We start from the raw sequence: 19,396 nt of genomic DNA on the forward strand, positions 1-19,396 counted from the left end.
ATTATTTCATGAATTTTTGATATAGTTTTGGACAAATTATTCTCATACTTTCAGGATTATTTTCCTCCCAAGTAAATTTAAATTCTGGATAATTTCCTTCATTTGCTTTAAACTTTTCATTATCAATATAATCATATAATTCTTTACCTGTTTTGTTCTTAAACGCAGTCAATGCAACGTACCAAAAACTTTCAAAATCATAAAATTCTGAATCTTCACTAATTTCGTTAATAAGATAATCGGGATTCAATTTTGTTTTATAATAGGCGTTTTTTCCTCTTGATATTATCCAACATCTAAAATATTCAAATCCGTCATCAGAGCAACCACCATTCATCATATACCCTGCACACCAAATTTCCGAAGTATAAGTATCATAAAGAAGTTTATCCGTTCTTAATCGAAAGCCTATCATTTCTTTAGGTGAAAGTTGTTCAATTTCTTGAATTAAAATCTTTTCTTGCTCTTCTTGATTACTACTTTTCTTTAAAGAATGATCTATTATTAACCAAAATTTATCTTCTTCTAACATTTCACTAGTTTTAGAAAGAAAAGTTGAATCAGTAGCAATTCCAAGTTTCTTTGGTGATACTTCATTTATTACTAGTAATTCATTCAACTTTCCATTATTATTTTGGCCAAATTGCACACAGCTAAATAATACAAAAGCAAATATACTTAGGAGTGATTTTTTCATAAATTTTTAATTAGATTGATATTTTTTTATTCGAATTTTAAATCCTATTACTTACTCTCAAACACATTCACATAAAAATCCTTATCAACTTCCAATTTTAAATCTTTAGGAGTTTTTAGCATAATCACCCATTCTGCTTGTGGTCTCAGCCATTGTTCTTTTCCGTTTATAATCACTTTTACAGGCATGTTGAAATTGGGAACGCAATTGGTCCAACGGTATTCTAGACTGTTGCCCTGAACTTTATATTCGAAAGTTGGGATTCTTATGTCTCTTAAATATTGGTCGAAAAAAGGTTTTAAATCCAATCCCACTGCTTGACTTAAATAATCTTCAATTTGTTTCGTCGTAACGGTGTGGTGATAAAAAGTACTGTTCAAACCTCGTAAAATAGTTCTCCATTTCTCGTCATTATTAACGATTTGGCGCAGTGTATGCAGCATATTTCCGCCTTTGGGGTACATATCACCAGAACCTTCGTTGTTTACATTATAATGTCCAATAATGGGTTTGTCATTTTTTATTCCTTTTCGTGTTCCTCTAACGTATTCAGCTCCTGCCTCTTTTCCGTAGTAATATTCCACGAAAAGGCTTTCGGAATAATTGGTAAAACTTTCGTGAATCCACATATCGGCGATGTCTTTGTAGGTTATATTGTTGGCAAACCATTCGTGTCCCGATTCGTGGATAATGATAAAATCGAATTTCAATCCCCAGCCCGTTCCGCTCAAATCTCTGCCTCGATATCCATTGGCAAAACCATTTCCATAAGTTACACTGCTCTGGTGCTCCATCCCTAAATACGGTGCTTCAACGAGTTTGTAACTGTCTTCATAAAAAGGATATGGGCCAAACCAATGCTCGAAAGCTTTCAACATTCGTGGTACATCTTTGAATTGGATTTTTGCTTTTTGTAGATTGTCTTTCAATACATAATAATCACAGTCTAAATCGCCTTTTTCACCCTTGAAAACTTCAGAAAAATGAACATAATCGCCAATATTGATATTCACACCATAATTATTGATGGGATTCGAAACGTACCAATTGAAAGTTCTTGTACCGTCTTTCATATCGACCGTACTTTGCAAACGCCCATTGGAAACATCCATTAAATCTTTGGGAACATTCACACTAATTAGCATATTATCCACTTCATCGTACATATGATCTTTGTTGGGCCACCACACACTGGCTCCTAATCCTTGACAACTTGAAGCAATAAATGGCTTACCATTCGCGTCTTTGCTCCAAGTAATGCCACCATCCCAAGGCGGACGAACAGCAATTTTGGGTTTGCCACCATAAAAAACGATAACTTCTTTTATTTCACCAACATTTTGTGGCGCAACCAAATCGATATAAAAGACATTGCCTTCTCTTTGAAATTTTAACTCCTTACCATCCTGAATTACTTTGCTAATTTTTAAAGGCTCTTGAAGATCAATTTGCATTCGATTGTAAGAGTTCAAGACTTTATAGCGAATCGTATTCGAACCCGAGATGGTTTTTTCATCCGGATTTACTTTAATGTCTAAATGATAATATTTTAAATCCCACCAACCTCTTTCTTTGGTGATACTACCTCGAAGACTGTCTTGATGCGAAAATTTATTTTCTAACAAAACTTGGGCATTGATACCATTGGAAATCAGCAATGCAACTAATAAAAATCTTAAATATTGATTCATAAGTGGATATTTTTATAACACAAAGATACAAAAGAGTACGGAACCGATTTTGTTTTTACAATTGCAAATTGTTTTCCCAATGCGTTCCATTTCATAATCAGATCTGGAACATTTTAAAGGCTGCTAAACTCATTTCTATAAGCGTTTGAGCAGGCATTAATGGAAAGTATTTTATCATAAACATTCAATACTATGAAACGGATTATGGCGTTCGAAAATCCGTTAAAAAAGAAAGTTTTAAACACTATAACGTAATAGTTGACTTTGGGAAAATTAAAAATTTTACTAGTCATTTTATTCCATTAAATTTATAAACCCAAAGTCTATAATAACCAAATTACCTTTAAAAATGACAAAAAAAATACACCTACTACTGCTATTTTTTAGCTTTTTCTTTGTTTCACATGCGCAAGTTCATACCAGCTATTTGTGGCATCTGCATCAACCTACCTATTGGGGAGACGTTAGTAAAATAAATCCCAATCGCTATCAGATTGTTAAAGAATCTCAAGACTTGAAATTTTCAGGAGCCAATAATGATGTGAATGGTTTGGCCCATCCCACTAATAATCTTCAGGAAATATTTGGCGCAGGTGATCGAGTAGCTGCGTATCAATTCGCTCCAAAAAACGCGATTAATTCCATTCGAGATTTACCTGAATCAGGAGCACAAATTACCTATGGAGGCTCGTTATTAGAAAATGTAAATTCGTTGGCGCAAGCCAATCAATGGGGATACAATACGACTTGGATTCAAAACATAAAAGATGCCAAGGCGTGGAAAACATCAGGCAATTTTCCTCGTATGGAAATGGTATCGTTCACAATGCACCACGCTCTTTCGCCATTAATGAGTGACGAAGCTTTGACGAAAGAAATAAAAGCACATCAATATTATTCGACCCAATTATTCGGCTCGCACGATTCCAAAGGTTATTGGCCAGCAGAATGTGCTTTTTCTGAAAGAATTATTAAAACTTTGGCAGAATGTGGCATCGAATGGTCTGTAATTGCCAACAGTCATTTGGCTAGAACCTTAAATAATTACCCCATAAAAGCCGGTTCTGGAGGTTCGATGTGTGACTATCCGAACAAAGCCGATCGCATTGATACTAATGGATCCAATTGGTTTTCAGCACAAAAAGATGCTCGTGGAGGGCAATTTGCTGTTCCGTATTGCTATCTACCATACAAATCAAAATATATAGATCCCGAAACTGGTCAGGAATATAAAATTACGGTAGTTCCAATGGCTGACTATGAAAGTTATGAAGATGGCTATGCTGCGATTGGTACTAGTATTATAGCGCCAATTGTGGCTCAGGCTTCTACTGCTCCAAGACCTCCATTGGTTCTATTTGCGCACGATGGCGACAATGCTTGGGGCGGAGGTTCTTCTTATTATAATGAATCGGTTACCAATTTTTCGCATGCAGCAGCAAGTCAAGGAAATATTCCAACAACAATTCCACAATATTTAAAAGACCACCCGGTTTCAGATGCGGATGTGGTGCACGTCGAAGATGGTGGTTGGGTCAATGCCGATGGCGATTTTGGACATCCACAATTTACCAATTGGCTGTGGCCTTTTTATGATTCAAATTACAAATTCAATCCAAATGGTTGGACGGAAGATATGATGAATCAAGCCATCACCACCGCGGGAGAAAACCACGCAATTATGGCGGAACAATTAGAAGGAAATAATCTTCGAATGAGTGAAATTGTGAGTCCAACTTCAGCCATAAGTCCTGCGGAAAAAGCTTGGCATTTTCTAATGGCGGGTTATGACAGCGGGAACGCTTATTATGGTCTAGCCGAAGATTTAGAAATAAAAACAACTCTTGCTGTGAATCGATGTGTTGAGTTCGCAAAACCAACATTGGATGCACATCCTGGGGTTGACAACACAAAACCTTCCGTATTTATTCCGCAACGTTGGCCTTATAATCCGGGTGAAAAAGGCTATGGCGCCCCTTATGGTTACAAAGAATTTCTGAATTCTGCTGATTTTACTGTCTATACTTTTGCTTATGACGTTAGTGGTGTTCAAAAATCAGAATTAAAATACAGAATAGACACCGATGGAAAAAACAACTTAAGTTCAAATCATAACGAAACTTATGCTGGAGGAAACGAAGTGGGAACTTGGGTAACTTTGCCCATGACCGAAAGAATTTTTCCTAAAGGTAATATTACCAGCAATACTCAAGCCGATTTATATATGTTGCCTACAGTTATTGCCAATCAATACTATGCTGAAATTGCTGGCATTTCTGAAAAATTAGTAGACTATTACGTAGAGGTTACCGATAAAAAGGGAAATGTAACCAAATCAAAAATTCAACACGTTTGGGTGGGGAAAAATCTTGATGTTGCACCTAAAATTACTTTCGAACCCGCATCGAACTATTCTGCAACACCGATTGATGTAAAAATTACTGCTACTGATTCTAATGATCCGAGTCCAAAAGTGTATTACACGACCGATGGCACAACACCTACTACACTTTCTACAAGTTTTATATCAACAAAAACAATTAACATTACTGAAACCACAACATTCAATATTTTAGCTATTGATGCAGATGGCAACCAAAGCACAGCAACTCAAAAATTCTCTATTGGTAACATAAGTCCAATTACGGTCTATTTCAAACCCTTAGCCAGCTGGGGAATTCCAAAAATTTATTATTGGTCTGCATTACCATCTGGAGCAGTTCCATCGATTACTTGGGCACAATCGATTCCGATGACTGCAGATGCCAATGGTTGGTACAAATATACTTTTGCTGGAGTAACGTCGGTCAATGTAATTTTCAGAAACCAAGCTGGCAACATTCAAAGTCCAGATTTAACTGGAATCACAGCCGATAAATGGTTTGATTCCAATTATAACAATGTGACCTTGTCTGTTTCCGATCCAGAAATCTTTAAAAATGATTTTATTTTATATCCGAATCCAACTTACGGAACCCTAAAAATTGATTCTAAAAAGATTGTGAGCGAAGCGGGAGTTTTTGATGTAAAAGGAGCCTTAGTTTCTTTTCAAAGTGTTGGAAGGAACCAACAAATTGAATTGGGTAATTTGATTCCCGGAACCTATATAGTAAAAATGATAACCGAAAATAGAGAAACTATTTACAAGCAGGTTATCAAAAAATAATCCATAGTAAAAGCTAAAAAGGGACCATCTATAACGCTAGATGGCCCCTTTTTTTGTTTAAATATTTATACATTAAGCATACTTGTACACTGTAACACTCAATGGTGGTAATAGGAATTCTATAGAATAATCTCTACCGTCATACGGAAATGCTTCGACAGTCAATTTATTAGGATTACTCAATCCGCTTCCGGCATAAATAGCAGCATCACTATTAAAAAGCGCTGTTAATTTTCCTTTTTTAGGCACCCCAATTCTATAATTTTGACGAACTACTTGAGTAAAATTGCAGACTACAATGATATCATCTTTAGTTTTGATTCCTTTTCGAATAAAAGTCATCACAGCATTCTGATGATCTGAATAATTAATCCATTCGAAACCCTCTGGACTGAATTGTTTTTCATACAAAGCAGGTTGTGATTTATACAAGGTGTTCAAATCGGTTATGGCTTTTTTAACCCCTTCGTGGTAATCATATTGTAATAAATGCCAATCTAAACTTCCTTCAAAATTCCACTCGGCGCTTTGCCCAAATTCGCCTCCCATAAACAACAATTTTGCTCCAGGATGCATAAACATATACCCATAAAGTAAACGTAAATTAGCAAATTTCTGCCATTCGTCGCCCGGCATTCTTCCTGCGATTGATTTTTTTCCATAAACTACTTCGTCATGTGAAAGAGGCAGCATAAAATTTTCGGAAAAAACATAAGTCATCCCAAAAGTTAAATCATTTTGATGGTATTTTCTATAGACCGTTTCTTTTTGGAAATACTGCAGCGTATCGTGCATCCAACCCATCATCCATTTCATGCCAAAACCTAATCCTCCAACAAATGTTGGACGAGAAACCATCGGGAAAGAAGTACTTTCTTCGGCAATAGTTTGCACTCCTTCAAAACTAGAATAAACCGCTTCATTAAATTCTTTCAAGAAACTTATGGTGTCTAGATTTTCTCTACCTCCAAAAATATTTGGTTCCCATTCTCCTTCATTTCTGGAATAATCCAAATACAACATTGAAGCCACGGCATCCACTCGAAGTCCATCTACATGATAATTATGCAACCAAAAAATTGCATTACTAATCAAGAACGCACGCACTTCATTTCGTCCGTAATTGAAAACCAAACTTTTCCAATCCGGATGATAGCCTTTTCTGCGATCAGGATGTTCGAACAGATTGGAACCATCAAAAAATCCTAACCCATGTGCATCTTCCGGAAAATGAGAAGGAACCCAATCTAGAATCACTCCAATTCCTGCTTCGTGTAATTTATCCACCAAGACCATAAAATCCTGTGGTGTTCCAAAACGAGAAGTGGGTGCAAAATAGCCCACCAACTGATATCCCCAAGAAGGATCATAAGGATATTCCATTATAGGCATAAACTCAACGTGAGTAAAACCCGTTTCTTTTACATAGTTGACCAAGTCTTCTGCCAATTCCAAATAGCTTAAGAATTTACCCTCGGCATTGCGTTTCCAAGACCCCAAATGAACTTCATAAACAGAATAAGGCTTATCTAAATCATTATGTTGCTTACGAGTTTCCATCCATTTTTTGTCTTTCCATTGGTAATCCAAGTCCCAAACTACAGAGGCAGTATGAGGAGGATGTTCGCAATACAACGCAAATGGATCGGCTTTTTCGGTAATGATTCCGTTGTTATTGGATTGAATTTTATACTTATAGGTAGTTCCTTTTTCGATTCCGGGAATAAATCCTTCCCAAATTCCTGATGAATCCCAACGCACTTGCAAAGGATGATCGCCTTGAATCCAATAATTAAAATCTCCGACCACCGAAACGGAGCGCGCCGACGGTGCCCAAACGGCAAAATAGACTCCTTTTACACCATCGACTTCCACAAGATGTGCGCCTAGTTTTTCATATAAACGGAAATGTTTTCCCGCTTTGAATAAATCAATATCGAAATCGGTAAAAAGGGAATAAGCTTGTACTTTGTTCATTTTTTTTCTTTTTGAAACGCGTATGAAATGAATTTCAGACGCCATTTTTTTGTTTTACTATTTGTTTGTTTTTATGTATTCAAATCTTTTTTGCAAAAGTTACCACTTGAAAAACACATTATAAAGTTGTTTACTATCAACCAATTAAATTAAATTAAATTAAATTAAATTGTTTTTTATCATTGTTTAAAATACTAAAAATTCCAGTCAAAGGAATCACTGCCCATCTCGGTCTAGAATTGAGTTCGTATCCCAATTCATAAATTGCTTTTTCAAGCAAACAATATTTCAATAGAAAATCGATTTCTTTTCGGTACCCAATGTTCAAATTTTCTCCTTGCGCGACTTCAGTGTAGGTATAAAGAAACACACCAACAAAGTACTTGAATAAAATTTCAGCAGCTCTAAAAAGTTCCTCCTGCTCATAAGGATATTTTTCTTTATTATTGAAAATAGTTGCGTAAATGGCATAATGAAATGACCGAAACATACCAGCTACGTCTTTCAAAGGCGGTTGTTTTACTTTCCGATCGCGAATCGTACTTTCGGGTTCGCCTTCAAAATCTAAAATATAAAAATCATCTCCATTGACCAAAACTTGTCCTAAATGATAATCGCCGTGAATCCGAATTCGTTCCGATTTCATTTTTGTCCAATCAAAATCAAGAAATATCTTTCGAATTTCTTTTTTATGATCTAAAAACTGATTTGCCAATTCTAAGGCTAATCCGTCTAATTTATGAAGATTATTTTCTAAAATATTCAATCGATTTTGAAACTGATAGGTCAATCGGTTTTTGAGCCAAACGGTGTAATCTCCATTGTAAGTCGTAGGCGTGAAAGCGGTTTCGTGAACATCACTGCCTAAAGCAATGTGCATTTCGGCTGTTCGTGTTGCCAATGTTTGCAATCGCATAAAAATACTCAATCCAGCCCAATCGATGATTTCATGTGGAACTTCGTTGATTTTCAATCTTTTAAACAGCTCAATATCAGGTAATTTACAGATATTGATTTTCTTTGATTTGAGATTTTCAAAAACTCGATCTACTTCGTCGAGCATAAACTGCCAAGCATCTCCTTGATTGGGAACCAATTCCTGCATCAATCCCAATGTAATATTGCCATCGGTCAAAACCACGCTGATGCTTCCCATGTAAGCCGGAGAATTCTTGAAATCCATCCTTTCAGTTAGAAAACGACTAATTTCATAATCGGGATTCATACTGATGTAAATCCTTCGAAAAATTTTAAGAACGAGCGTATTGTTGTAGATTATTGAAGTATTACTTTGTTCTACTCCCATAAACTTGGAATTTTTATATTCCTTTTCTTCTAATTTTTCTCCTTTGTGAAATTTAACAATCGAATCTGATTTTTCTTTGGCATTGACAATTTTATCAAACAATAATTTTTTGAAATCTTCTTGATGTAAAGCATCAACCAAAAATCCTGGCTGCCCATTCATGTTTACAGGAGCAATGATGGTGTTGGTATCCAATTCATTTTCTGGCATAAATGCCAATGGCATAAAATAATGCTGATAAAAAGCTTCTTTAAAATTGACTTCGAGTAAAACACCATAATAGATATTTGACTTTGAAGCAATTTTGAAAAATTCGACCACTTCGATATATTTTAGCGTACTAGCCTTCCCGCCATACCAGCGTTTGTTGATGATATAATTCTCAAGAATATCCGACGAAAATATTTTTACAAATTCCTTGTCTTCAAATGCATTTTTCCAATCTGTTTTAAAAACAAATGGATTTTGAAAATTGTCTTCGTTCATCTCGCTGGTTTTTATTATTTTTTGGTTCAATGTTTTTCGTTTTACTAAACAAAATAGAAATACTAGTTTTTAATCTTAATCAATAATTACAAAAATTTAAACCACATAGAAAATAATTATTTTCGAACCAAAAGTCGCTTCGCTTCCCATAGATTTAAATCAACAGTTCGCGTAGCTCATATCATAACTATGTGTAAATAAAATACCTATGCAAACCTTTGTAAATAATACATTTCAATAATCTATGTGGTTTAAAACTATTCATAGAGCTTGAGTTTTTAATATAAAATTTAAGTTTTTAGTTTGCATGGATTTCATAGGTGAAAATTTCAAATTTATTCTTTTGGGAGCTTTTTATAGTAATCATTCACAAATGTTTTTTGCCCTTCTTTGAAAATATTATTGCAATTAAAATTAATTAAAATTCCTTTCGGCGATCTTATGAGGTTCATATAATTTAATAATTTTGCCTCAAAAATTGGATGAATATCTAGGGTGGCTTTCAATTCTACAATTATTGCATTTTCAACAAACAAATCACATCTAAAATCAGATTCTAATTCTTTCTCTTTGTAAATTACAGGAATCTTCATTTCCGAAATAAAACTGATGTTTCTTAACGTGAGCTCTTCTTTCAAACATTGATGATAAACACTTTCTAGCAATCCTCTTCCCATAATTTTGTGGACTTCAATTGCTGCTCCAATTATAGAGTAAGTAAGATTATCTAAATATTTTTGAGTCATTCGTTTTTTGCTTTAACCACCTAGATTATAGCTATATGAAAATAAAAATTCTATAAATTCTTTATTCTTTAAATTTACATATTTTCTATGTTCTTAAAAAAAATTATCGTTCAACTTTAAACAAATGGAAAGGCAAATCTGGTGAAATCACAACAAAATTCCATTCTTTATCCCAAATATAACTATTTCCTGTGATTAAATCGGTGATTCTCAGTGGAAGCTTACTCAATAATTCATTGGGAAGCAAAACCATAGATTGCGCGGTATAATTCGAATCAAGACTCGCAATCATTAGCGTTTCATCATTTCTATCGTCATCAAATTTATAGTAAGCCATAACCTTATCGTTATTGGTCGCACAAAATATAATATTATTGGTTTGCTGCAACGAAGCATGTTCTCTTCTAATTTTGTTTATTCGACTGATTACCGTAGTGATTTTATTTTGCCGATCCCAATCCCATTTAAAAAATTCATATTTTTCAGAATGTAAATATTCTTCTTTTCCTGGAGCTAATGGAGCCGATATTTGGTATTCGAAAACAGGTCCGTAAAGCCCAACACTAGAACTTAAGGTGGCTGCCAAGAAATAGCGCTGCAGATGAATGGATTCATTTCCATTTTGTAAATGAAACGGATTGATATCTGGTGTGTTAGGCCAAAAATTGGGTCGATAAAATTCTTTTTGATCGGATTTTGTCAATTCTTCGACATATTTCGTCAATTCGTCTTTGGAATTTCGCCAGGTAAAGTAGGTGTAGGACTGCGAAAATCCTTGTTTTGCCAATTCATTCATAATTTTGGGACGCGTAAAAGCTTCGGCCAAGAACAAAACATCAGGATGTTTTTTCTTAATTTCGCTAATCAACCATCCCCAGAAATAAAAGGGCTTAGTATGCGGATTATCAACTCTATAAATTTTAATATCACATTCTTCAATCCAAAATAAAGCTACGTCTAATAATTCCTTCCAAAGGTTTTTCCAATCGCTACTTTCAAAATAAATAGGTTGAATATCCTGGTATTTTTTAGGAGGATTTTCGGCATATTGAACCGTGCCATCGGGACGCCATTTGAACCATTGTGGAAAATCTTTCACGTAAGGATGATCGGGAGCGGCTTGTAAAGCATAGTCCATCGCTACTTCAATTCCCAAATCCTTTGCTTTTTTGACTAATGCTTTGAAATCTTCGATGCTTCCCAATTCAGGATGTGTAGATTTATGTCCCCCGAATTGCGAACCAATTCCCCAAGGCGAACCAACATCACCGGGCTCGGCATTTGTAGCATTGTTTTTCCCTTTTCTATTCACTTCTCCAATGGGATGAATCGGCGGAAAGTATAAGGTATCAAAACCCATCGAAGCCACTCTGGGCAACAATCGTTCACAATCTTTGAAAGTTCCGTGCCTTCCCTCTTCGGACGAAGCGGAGCGAGGAAAAAACTCATACCATGTACTGAATAATGCTTTTTTTCTATCAACGTATACTTTTAAATCTAAAGATTTGTTCTCTAGGAAACGCTTTGGGTATTTCTTAAAAATAGCATTCAAGTTGGAGGAAGTTGCTTCACGAATGGCGTTATCATATTCGTGTTCGGTCGTAAAATAATAAGCCAAAGTATTCAAATAGTCTCTTTCGTTCGAATCTACCACATCTAAAATAGCGCGAACGTACTCTGCTCCTTCCAATAATTCCGACTTTACATATTGATGGTCTTGAATTTTACGAAGTGTTCCGTGCTGCCAATTCAAAGCATAATCAACCCAACCTTCAACAAAATAAGTATAAAATCCTTGTTTTTCCACTTTAAAACTGGCATTCCAACTATCATTTACTGTCGCATCCATTCGAACTTCACTCCAATCTTTGTCGTTTTCGTGTTTAAATTTTACGCAGCATTCAATGATGTCATGTCCGTCAGAAAAAACATCTGCGGTTACCTGTACATTTTGATTTACGATTCTTTTTATCGGATTGATACCGCCATCAAGTTGCGGCAACAGGTTTTCAATTATAATTCTGGTTTGATTTTGCATTTTATAATTTTAAAATTCTTCTACAAATTAGCTCAAAAAAATGGAATACTGCTAATAAAAACAAAGCAATTACTTGTTATTAGCAGTATTCAAAATGAATATCATTAATTATTATTTTATTGTAAAGTTATCCGGAAGAGTCGCTCCTTTTTTAATGACTACAATTCCTTCTTTGATCATATATTTTTCAGTAGAAACATCTTCTAAATGTTTGCCGCCTTCGATATGAACATCATTTCCGATTCTACAATTTTTATCCACGATAGCATTATTGATAAAACATCGTTCTCCAATTCCTACTAGAATTTTTCCATTGGCAACATCTACTTTCATATCATCGATGCTCTGGTAAAAATCATTACCCATAACATAGGAATTATGAATTATGGTTTCTTCTCCAATTCGAGACCGATTTCCAATAACAGAACGTACTATTTCTTTGGCATTTACGATGCATCCATCGGACATAATCGATCGATCGATACTTGTTTTTTTGAACTTGGTAGGTGGCAACAATCGTGGACGTGTAAAAATTTTATTGTTGTCGTCAAATAAATTAAACTGCGGTAAATCGTCTGTAAGACCAATATTAGCTTCGAAAAAAGAATCGATATTTCCGATATCAGTCCAATAACCTTCGTATTGAAAACTAAATATTCGTTTGTGACCAACAGCTTGTGGAATAATTTCTTTACCAAAATCTTTAGTACTTGATTCCTCCATTACATCCAACAAGAACTGTCTGTTAAAAATGTAAATTCCCATCGATGCCAAATACAATTTACCTTCACTTTTCATTTGTTCACTCACTTCTGATTCCCAATCAGGCAAAAGTTCTTTGGCAGGCTTTTCGATAAATGATTCTATAAAACTATCGGAATTGGTTTTCAAAATTCCAAATTCGGGAGCATCTTTAGCGTTTACTGGTAAAGTGGCAATCGAAATATCAGCCTCGTGCTTGATGTGTTCTTCAATCATTTCATTCAAATCCATTTGATACAATTGATCACCCGAAAGAATCATTGCATAATCAAAATCATGGTTCAAAAAGTGCGGCATACATTGTCTCACGGCGTCTGCTGTTCCTTGAAACCATCTCGGATTGTCAGGTGTTTGTTCCGCGGCCAAAATATCTACAAAAGCATGGCTAAAAATACTAAAATGGTAGGTGTTTTTGATATGCGCATTTAAGGAAGCCGAATTAAATTGGGTTAAAACGAAAATCCTATAAATATCCGAATTCATACAATTGGAAATTGGAATATCGACTAATCGATATTTTCCTGCTATCGGTACAGCAGGTTTTGAACGTGTTTCCGTTAGTGGAAATAATCTAGAGCCTTGCCCTCCTCCAAGGATAATCGCGATTACATTTTTCTTTTTTGGTTTCATTTTAGTTTGTTGTTAAATTGTATAAATCGATATATTCCTGACAAACTCTCTCCCAAGAGTGGTCCATATTCATTCCTATTTTTCGAACATTTTTAAAACTTTTTTTATCCTTATATAAATCTACAGCCCTTCGAATCGAATAACAAACATCGACAATTGAGGCCTGATCGTGACAAATTCCGTTCCCATTATCTCCAATATCAATTACCGTGTCCTTTAATCCACCAGTTCTACGCACTATAGGAATAGTTCCGTATCGAAACGCATACATTTGGTTCAAACCGCAGGGCTCTACTCTGGATGGCATTAATAAAAAATCGGAACCGGCATAAATCAAATGCGCCAATTCTTCATCATAGCCAATGAACACATTATAATTCCCTTGAAAACTGGCCAATAAATGACTCAATTGGTTTTCTATTTCAGTATTTCCAGAACCTAAAATTAAAATATTAATTTCTTTATAATTTTCGGACAAGGCAAGTGCTGCTGCATGAGATAATAAATCGGCTCCTTTTTCTTCTAACAATCGTCCAATAAAACTAAAAAGCGGTTTTGTTGGGTCTAAATTAAATTGGCTACACAACTGTTCTTTATTGGCTTGCTTTCCTTTGTCTACCGTTCTCATAGTATAATTCGCAACTACCATTTTATCTTTTTCAGGATTCCAAACTTGGGTATCAATGCCATTCAAAATCCCTTTCGATTTATGTCGTACCATATTAAATAACGATTCTAATCCATAGCCAAAATTATTGATTTCATTCAAAAAATTGGGCGAAACTGTCGTTACTACCGAAGCACATTTTATGGCTGTAGCCAATGAATTAATCCGATTATCCCATTCTAAAACGGTTACCTTTGACAAATCGAACTCTGGCAAATAATACAATTTATCAAACCCAAATTGCCCCTGATAGATTGCGTTATGAATGGTTATCACCGTCGAAACGGTGCGCAATTTCTCGTATTTAGCAGCATATTGCATCATAAATGGAATCAATCCCGTATGATGATCGTGACAATGAATTATATCTGGCACATTATTTCGAGAGCTTATCCAATCCAAGGTTGCCATTTGAAAAGCGACAAAACGTTCGATATCATCTTCATAACCATACACATCCTTTCTATCAAAGAGCTCGGGAATTTGAACTACATACAATTCAAATTCTAAAATAGCAGTACTTTCTTTTTTGATAGTAAAAGGAAAATTAAAATTCCCTAATTGTACTACACCCGAAAAAACAGTATCAAATTGATTTTCAATAATGAATTTCGTCTCATATTGCGGAATAACTACTCTCACCAAATGTCCAGCCTTATTTTGATATTTGGGCAACGAACCTACGACATCACCTAAACCACCAACTTTTGCAACCGGATAGCATTCTGCTGCAATATGAAATATTTCCATTCTATTTACTTTGCCTATTCAATATTAATTAAAAAAAATCCCTTACAAAATCATTTTATGTCTTATTGATGCGACTATTCGGCTGCGTCGAAATAAATCAAAATAATAGTACTTTTATCTTTTCTAAATTTAGTAAAAATATTTGTCAAATGTTAGATTTGATAAAAATTTATTGAAATGCCAAAAAATACTTCAAAACGCAAGCAATCGTTGAAAATTCCTAAACTTATACTGCTATATAGTAAAATAATCGCTTCAATTTTATAAAAGTTATCAATCCTTTTGGGAGCTAAATTATTCGCAACATCCTTAAAATAAAAGCGTCCGAAAAGAGAACTGTGAATGAAAAGGAATAGAATTCATTAATTAACGGATTTGCTGATTTCAAGGTATTGCGATCGAAGTATCCAATTAGTACCACTTTTTTAAAAAATTAATGCTTGTCATACTTTTTGAATTTCTGCCATTGGTTTGCGAACTTTTGACCAATATAATTTCTTGCTTTTTGACTAAAAAAACATCTAAAATAAAATTTTACTGACAGTTTCGAAGAAAACTACTAGAAGATTTAGTGTAGCTTATCGACTTTTTTTTGTTCCACAACAGTAGCATAATCAGCTGTTAAACGGTTGGCATAATCATCCAATAATGCTAAAACTCTTTCATTCGAATCTGATTTTACGATTAAGCCGGCGTGGTACTCCAGGGGAACCCTGAAGCAAACTTCCGGATCCGAAAAAGAGGATAAATCAGGATGTTGGAATTTGGACAGCGTCAGCACAATTCCGGCGTATTCTTTTTTGACTTTTGGCAATACGTATTTGGTTTCCTTAGCCAGTGCGTCTTCAATAGCCGCCCATTCTTTCCAAAGATTGATGTTCGAGGCTTCAGAAACCATTTCAGCAATATGTGCCCCACCCACTCGCGAAGAAGTTTCCAGGAAATAAATTTTCCCGTCGTCCTTGCCTTTGATGTATTCGGAATGTGCCGCACCGTGTTTCAATCCAAAACCTTTAATAACCTGCTCATTTACGGTTTTTATAGCCTTGTCATCTTCGGAATCATACGGAATATTGGCTGAACGAAAAATTCCTCCGCCTTGCGAAATTTCCATTGGAGTCGCCAAATATTTTGAAGTGATACTAAACAGAATTTTCCCGTTCAGAACCAAACTATCACAATGGTACACATCTCCGGGTCGAAATTGTTCCAATAAATATTTGAACCTATTATTCCCCATTTCGTTGATGTGAATCCACAAACTTTCTTTGTCAAACACTTTTATAATCCCAGAAGCCGAAGCCTCAGAACGTGGTTTCAAAACCCAAGGAGCCGTAGTTGTGTCCGCAAATGTATTGATATCGTGATCATTAAATAACGAACAGAAATTAGGATTCGAAATCCCGCAACTTTTGGCTCGCATACGCATCGCCAATTTATCCCGAAAATAACGACCTGTGGTTTGCCCCATACCATCAATCCGAATATTTTCACGCAAATAAGTAGCTTTCTCCACATCGAAATCGTCTAAAGCCACGATGGCATCTATTTTATTGGATTTCATTAAATTACCAACGCCCAACATAAGATGCTCTAAATTCCAATCGGTATCTTGTCCCGTCATATAGAAAACTTCGTCGATATGGTCAAAAGGCCAAGGCTTATCCCGCAGTTTTTCGCTGGTGATCAGATACACTTTATTGCCTAAATTTTTCAAATGAATTAAAAAATCAGCTCCTTTGAAATAATTCGAAATGCAGATGAAAGCTTTTGTGTTTTCCATAAAATTAAATAATTTGGTTCAATAATTCCCCTTTGGATGATTAGTGGGCTAGATTTTCAATAAATTTAGTCAATAAATGAACACCATAAGCGGTGGCGTGCTTGCTTTTTGCAAATTCATCGTCGCCAAAGGCCACACCAGCAATATCAAGATGCGCCCAAGCTTTGTGTTCTTCGGTGAAATATTCCAAAAATTTTGCTGCGCTAATGGCTCCAGCCACTGGTTTTCCGCTATAATTTTTCACATCGGCAATGTCGCTTTCGATGTCTGATTTATAGCAATCCCAGAGGGGCAATTGCCAAAGCCGTTCCCCAATGGCATCTCCCGATTCTTGCAGTTTTTTTGAAACAGCCTCATTATTGGTGAACAAAGCGCCACATTCGTAGCCAAAAGTTCCCACACTACTTCCCGTCAGGGTGGCAATGTCAATAATAAATTCGGGTTTAAAATTTTTAATCAAATAGGATAATCCGTCTGCCAAAACCAATCGTCCTTCGGCGTCGGTATCTATAATTTCTATCGAATATCCGCTGTAACTTTGGATCACATCGCTTGGATAAAACGATTTGGCATCGACCGAATTTTCTGCGCAAGGCACAATCGCTGTAATTTTCACGGGTAATTTTAAATCCGAAATCAATTGCATAGCACCAAAAACTGCTGCGCCACCCGCCATATCACATTTCATATGAACCATTCCAGCAGTTTTGATATTCAGCCCGCCCGTGTCAAAGGTGATTCCTTTTCCCACCAAACCTAGGTGCTTGGTTTTAGCATTGGCATTTTCGGGAACATAATTCATAATTACAAATTGAGGTTCTTCGTCGCTTCCTTTTCCAACAGATAAAAAAGCGCCTAGACCTGCTTTTTTTGACCCTTCCAAACCTAAAGTCTCTACCTCAAAACCGAATTTTTTTCCACTTTGGTTTGCCCAATTAGATAAGTATTTAGGCGTGACGACATTGGGAGGTAAATCAACCAAATTCAATATTTCGAGTTGAGCGTTGGCAATTTTTATCGCTTTGCTAACCGTTTCGGAAACCTCCTTTTTGCATAGTAAAGAAAGTTCAAAATCTTCGCTTAAAAATGGATGCTTCTCTGTTTTTTTGAAATGTCCCAAATCGTACGTTCCCAAATAAAGACCTGAAACAGCGGCTTCAACTTGTTCATCTGAAAATTGTTCAGGCAAAACCAGCGCTACTTTGGAACCAAAAGATTCTTTTTGTTTGGATGCAATTCTTCGGAAAATAGTTTTCAAAGTTTTATAATCAATTGTTGATCCCAAACCGATGAATAGATGAAGACTATCGTATTTATCGACTACATAATGCGTATCTTTTTTGCCACAGAATACTTTTGATGGAACCGCGACGCCGTGAAATTCTAACGGGACTAAACTTTTTGCGTAGGTTTCAAAAACGGGAATCAAGATGGTTCCAGAAAATCCCTCAAGATTTTTTATTGTAATTGTTTTCATTAGAATATCCTTTTATTTTTTTAGACGCGTTGCATTGCGCCCGTACATTATTCCATTTTAGAATTGAAAAAAAGCCACTCAATAGCCTTTGGAAATTCATCGCTCCAATAGGTTTCACTATGCTTTCCCTCCATATTAATACTCAAATTAATTTTCATTTTGTCTTTTACAAATTCACTCGCGATGCTATTTTTTTTAAATTTTTTCACGTGCTCAATCATAGTATCGCTTTCATCTCCGCCTGCATACAAATAGATTTTGGTATCACTATTTTCTGCGGTTTCCGAATCGATTTTAATTTTGGGAACCACCCATAAAGAGGGCGAAAAAATCATCAATTTTCCAAAAACTTCCGGATAGCGCAAACCACTGAAAATACTAACTAAGCCGCCCATAGAGCTGCCGCCGATTCCTGTAAATTCTCGTTCTTTTTTGGTTCTAAAATTACTATCAACAAAAGGTTTCAATGTCTGAGTAAGAAATTTTATATATTTTTTTCCCTGACCTTTTCCAAGTAAAGTTTTGCCGACATTGTATTCTTTTATTCTGTCTTTTTCAGCGTGTTCAATGGCGATGATAATTATTTTACCAATCTTATATTCGGCCATAACAGCCAGTTTTTTATCAATTTCCCAATTGCCGTATTGCGCCTCTTCATTGAATAAATTCTGAGCATCCTGCAAATACATTACGGGATAACTTTCGGTTGAAGTGTCGTAATCGTGCGGCAATAAAGCCCAAATTTTACGAGTCTTATTGAGTTGAGGAATTTCAAAATCCTCTGAAATCAACAAAACTTTGGGCAAATAATTGGTTTTGTATGGCAACCAGTTTTTTCTCCATTTGGGGACATATTCTTTTATTATTCCCGTGTGCTGCTTTGAAGAACGGTTAGAGGTAATTTCATCATTTTTTCCAATTTCTACCTCGCTCCAATCCCCTTTGGTAAATTTATACAGCAATTCTTCTGGATAAGTAAAATTCGAAGGAAATTCAAACAGGTACAAATTAGCACCAATTTGTTCCATCATAAAATTTTTGTCTTGTGTTTTCCAATTATTGAAATTTCCCGAAATATAAACAGGCCTTGAATCATCTGCATCGGTTTCTAAATGAATTTGAAGCCCTGTATTTTTATTAATAATTTCTTGAGTTGTGATTGTATTCCCTGAATTCATCTCTTGCATTGTCGTATTGTCATTTGTAATAAAAAGTAAATA

Annotated in this window: 12 protein-coding genes; 1 reads left to right on the forward strand and 11 read right to left on the reverse strand. The window is 35.4% G+C overall.

Annotated elements, in window-relative coordinates:
* Window position 1 precedes the first annotated feature (1 nt).
* Together E1750_RS02135 and E1750_RS02140 are read right to left on the reverse strand one after the other, a co-directional pair.
* A complete protein-coding gene (locus tag E1750_RS02135; protein ID WP_133275180.1) occupies window positions 2-697 on the reverse strand; it encodes a DUF4240 domain-containing protein in 696 nt (231 codons plus the stop codon).
* A 47-nt stretch (window positions 698-744) separates the two neighbouring features.
* Window positions 745-2,388, reverse strand: coding sequence for a M1 family metallopeptidase (locus E1750_RS02140; RefSeq protein ID WP_133275181.1), 1,644 nt, complete (start codon window positions 2,386-2,388; stop codon window positions 745-747).
* Window positions 2,389-2,737: 349 nt separating this feature from the next.
* Here E1750_RS02140 and E1750_RS02145 point away from each other — a divergent pair, with 349 nt between their 5' ends.
* Window positions 2,738-5,554 carry a starch-binding protein gene (locus E1750_RS02145; RefSeq protein ID WP_133275182.1) on the forward strand — a complete coding sequence of 939 codons (2,817 nt, stop codon included), beginning with the start codon at window positions 2,738-2,740 and terminating at the stop codon, window positions 5,552-5,554.
* 72 nt (window positions 5,555-5,626) lie between these two features.
* Here E1750_RS02145 and glgB read toward each other — a convergent pair whose 3' ends face one another.
* The 9 genes from glgB to E1750_RS02190 form a co-directional block, all read right to left on the reverse strand.
* Window positions 5,627-7,531, reverse strand: a complete 1,905-nt coding sequence (gene glgB, locus E1750_RS02150) for a 1,4-alpha-glucan branching protein GlgB (protein ID WP_133275183.1) — start codon at window positions 7,529-7,531, stop codon at window positions 5,627-5,629.
* A gap of 154 nt (window positions 7,532-7,685) precedes the next feature.
* Window positions 7,686-9,323, reverse strand: coding sequence for a trehalose synthase (locus tag E1750_RS02155; RefSeq protein WP_133275184.1), 1,638 nt, complete (start codon window positions 9,321-9,323; stop codon window positions 7,686-7,688).
* 335 nt (window positions 9,324-9,658) lie between these two features.
* Window positions 9,659-10,069, reverse strand: a complete 411-nt coding sequence (locus E1750_RS02160) for a GxxExxY protein (RefSeq protein WP_133275185.1) — start codon at window positions 10,067-10,069, stop codon at window positions 9,659-9,661.
* A gap of 103 nt (window positions 10,070-10,172) precedes the next feature.
* Window positions 10,173-12,107 carry an alpha-1,4-glucan--maltose-1-phosphate maltosyltransferase gene (locus tag E1750_RS02165; protein WP_133275186.1) on the reverse strand — a complete coding sequence of 645 codons (1,935 nt, stop codon included), beginning with the start codon at window positions 12,105-12,107 and terminating at the stop codon, window positions 10,173-10,175.
* Window positions 12,108-12,218: 111 nt separating this feature from the next.
* Complete coding sequence (locus tag E1750_RS02170) at window positions 12,219-13,499, reverse strand: glucose-1-phosphate adenylyltransferase (protein ID WP_133275187.1); 1,281 nt, start codon at window positions 13,497-13,499, stop codon at window positions 12,219-12,221.
* Between the two features lies 1 nt (window position 13,500).
* Entirely contained in the window at window positions 13,501-14,916 is a 1,416-nt protein-coding gene (locus E1750_RS02175) for a glycogen synthase (RefSeq protein ID WP_133275188.1), read from the reverse strand.
* Window positions 14,917-15,484: 568 nt separating this feature from the next.
* Window positions 15,485-16,699, reverse strand: coding sequence for an ATP-grasp domain-containing protein (locus E1750_RS02180; RefSeq protein WP_133275189.1), 1,215 nt, complete (start codon window positions 16,697-16,699; stop codon window positions 15,485-15,487).
* Between the two features lie 40 nt (window positions 16,700-16,739).
* Window positions 16,740-18,176, reverse strand: coding sequence for a leucyl aminopeptidase family protein (locus E1750_RS02185; protein WP_133275190.1), 1,437 nt, complete (start codon window positions 18,174-18,176; stop codon window positions 16,740-16,742).
* Between the two features lie 47 nt (window positions 18,177-18,223).
* The gene (locus E1750_RS02190; RefSeq protein ID WP_317126134.1) at window positions 18,224-19,363 is read right to left on the reverse strand and encodes an alpha/beta hydrolase; all 1,140 of its coding nucleotides are present in this window, start codon (window positions 19,361-19,363) and stop codon (window positions 18,224-18,226) included.
* Window positions 19,364-19,396: the final 33 nt, after the last annotated feature.

The organism is Flavobacterium nackdongense (genome assembly GCF_004355225.1).
Taxonomy (GTDB): Bacteria; Bacteroidota; Bacteroidia; order Flavobacteriales; family Flavobacteriaceae; genus Flavobacterium; species Flavobacterium nackdongense.

Bases quoted from the DNA above. Each gene is read 5' to 3' on its own strand.
- E1750_RS02145 (WP_133275182.1), top strand. From the start codon at position 2,738: ATGACAAAAAAAATACACCTACTACTGCTATTTTTTAGCTTTTTCTTT.
- E1750_RS02180 (WP_133275189.1), bottom strand. From the start codon at position 16,699: ATGGAAAACACAAAAGCTTTCATCTGCATTTCGAATTATTTCAAAGGA.
- E1750_RS02185 (WP_133275190.1), bottom strand. From the start codon at position 18,176: ATGAAAACAATTACAATAAAAAATCTTGAGGGATTTTCTGGAACCATC.
- E1750_RS02135 (WP_133275180.1), bottom strand. From the start codon at position 697: ATGAAAAAATCACTCCTAAGTATATTTGCTTTTGTATTATTTAGCTGT.
- E1750_RS02170 (WP_133275187.1), bottom strand. From the start codon at position 13,499: ATGAAACCAAAAAAGAAAAATGTAATCGCGATTATCCTTGGAGGAGGG.
- E1750_RS02175 (WP_133275188.1), bottom strand. From the start codon at position 14,916: ATGGAAATATTTCATATTGCAGCAGAATGCTATCCGGTTGCAAAAGTT.
- E1750_RS02140 (WP_133275181.1), bottom strand. From the start codon at position 2,388: ATGAATCAATATTTAAGATTTTTATTAGTTGCATTGCTGATTTCCAAT.
- E1750_RS02165 (WP_133275186.1), bottom strand. From the start codon at position 12,107: ATGCAAAATCAAACCAGAATTATAATTGAAAACCTGTTGCCGCAACTT.
- E1750_RS02155 (WP_133275184.1), bottom strand. From the start codon at position 9,323: ATGAACGAAGACAATTTTCAAAATCCATTTGTTTTTAAAACAGATTGG.
- E1750_RS02160 (WP_133275185.1), bottom strand. From the start codon at position 10,069: ATGACTCAAAAATATTTAGATAATCTTACTTACTCTATAATTGGAGCA.
- glgB (WP_133275183.1), bottom strand. From the start codon at position 7,531: ATGAACAAAGTACAAGCTTATTCCCTTTTTACCGATTTCGATATTGAT.
- E1750_RS02190 (WP_317126134.1), bottom strand. From the start codon at position 19,363: ATGCAAGAGATGAATTCAGGGAATACAATCACAACTCAAGAAATTATT.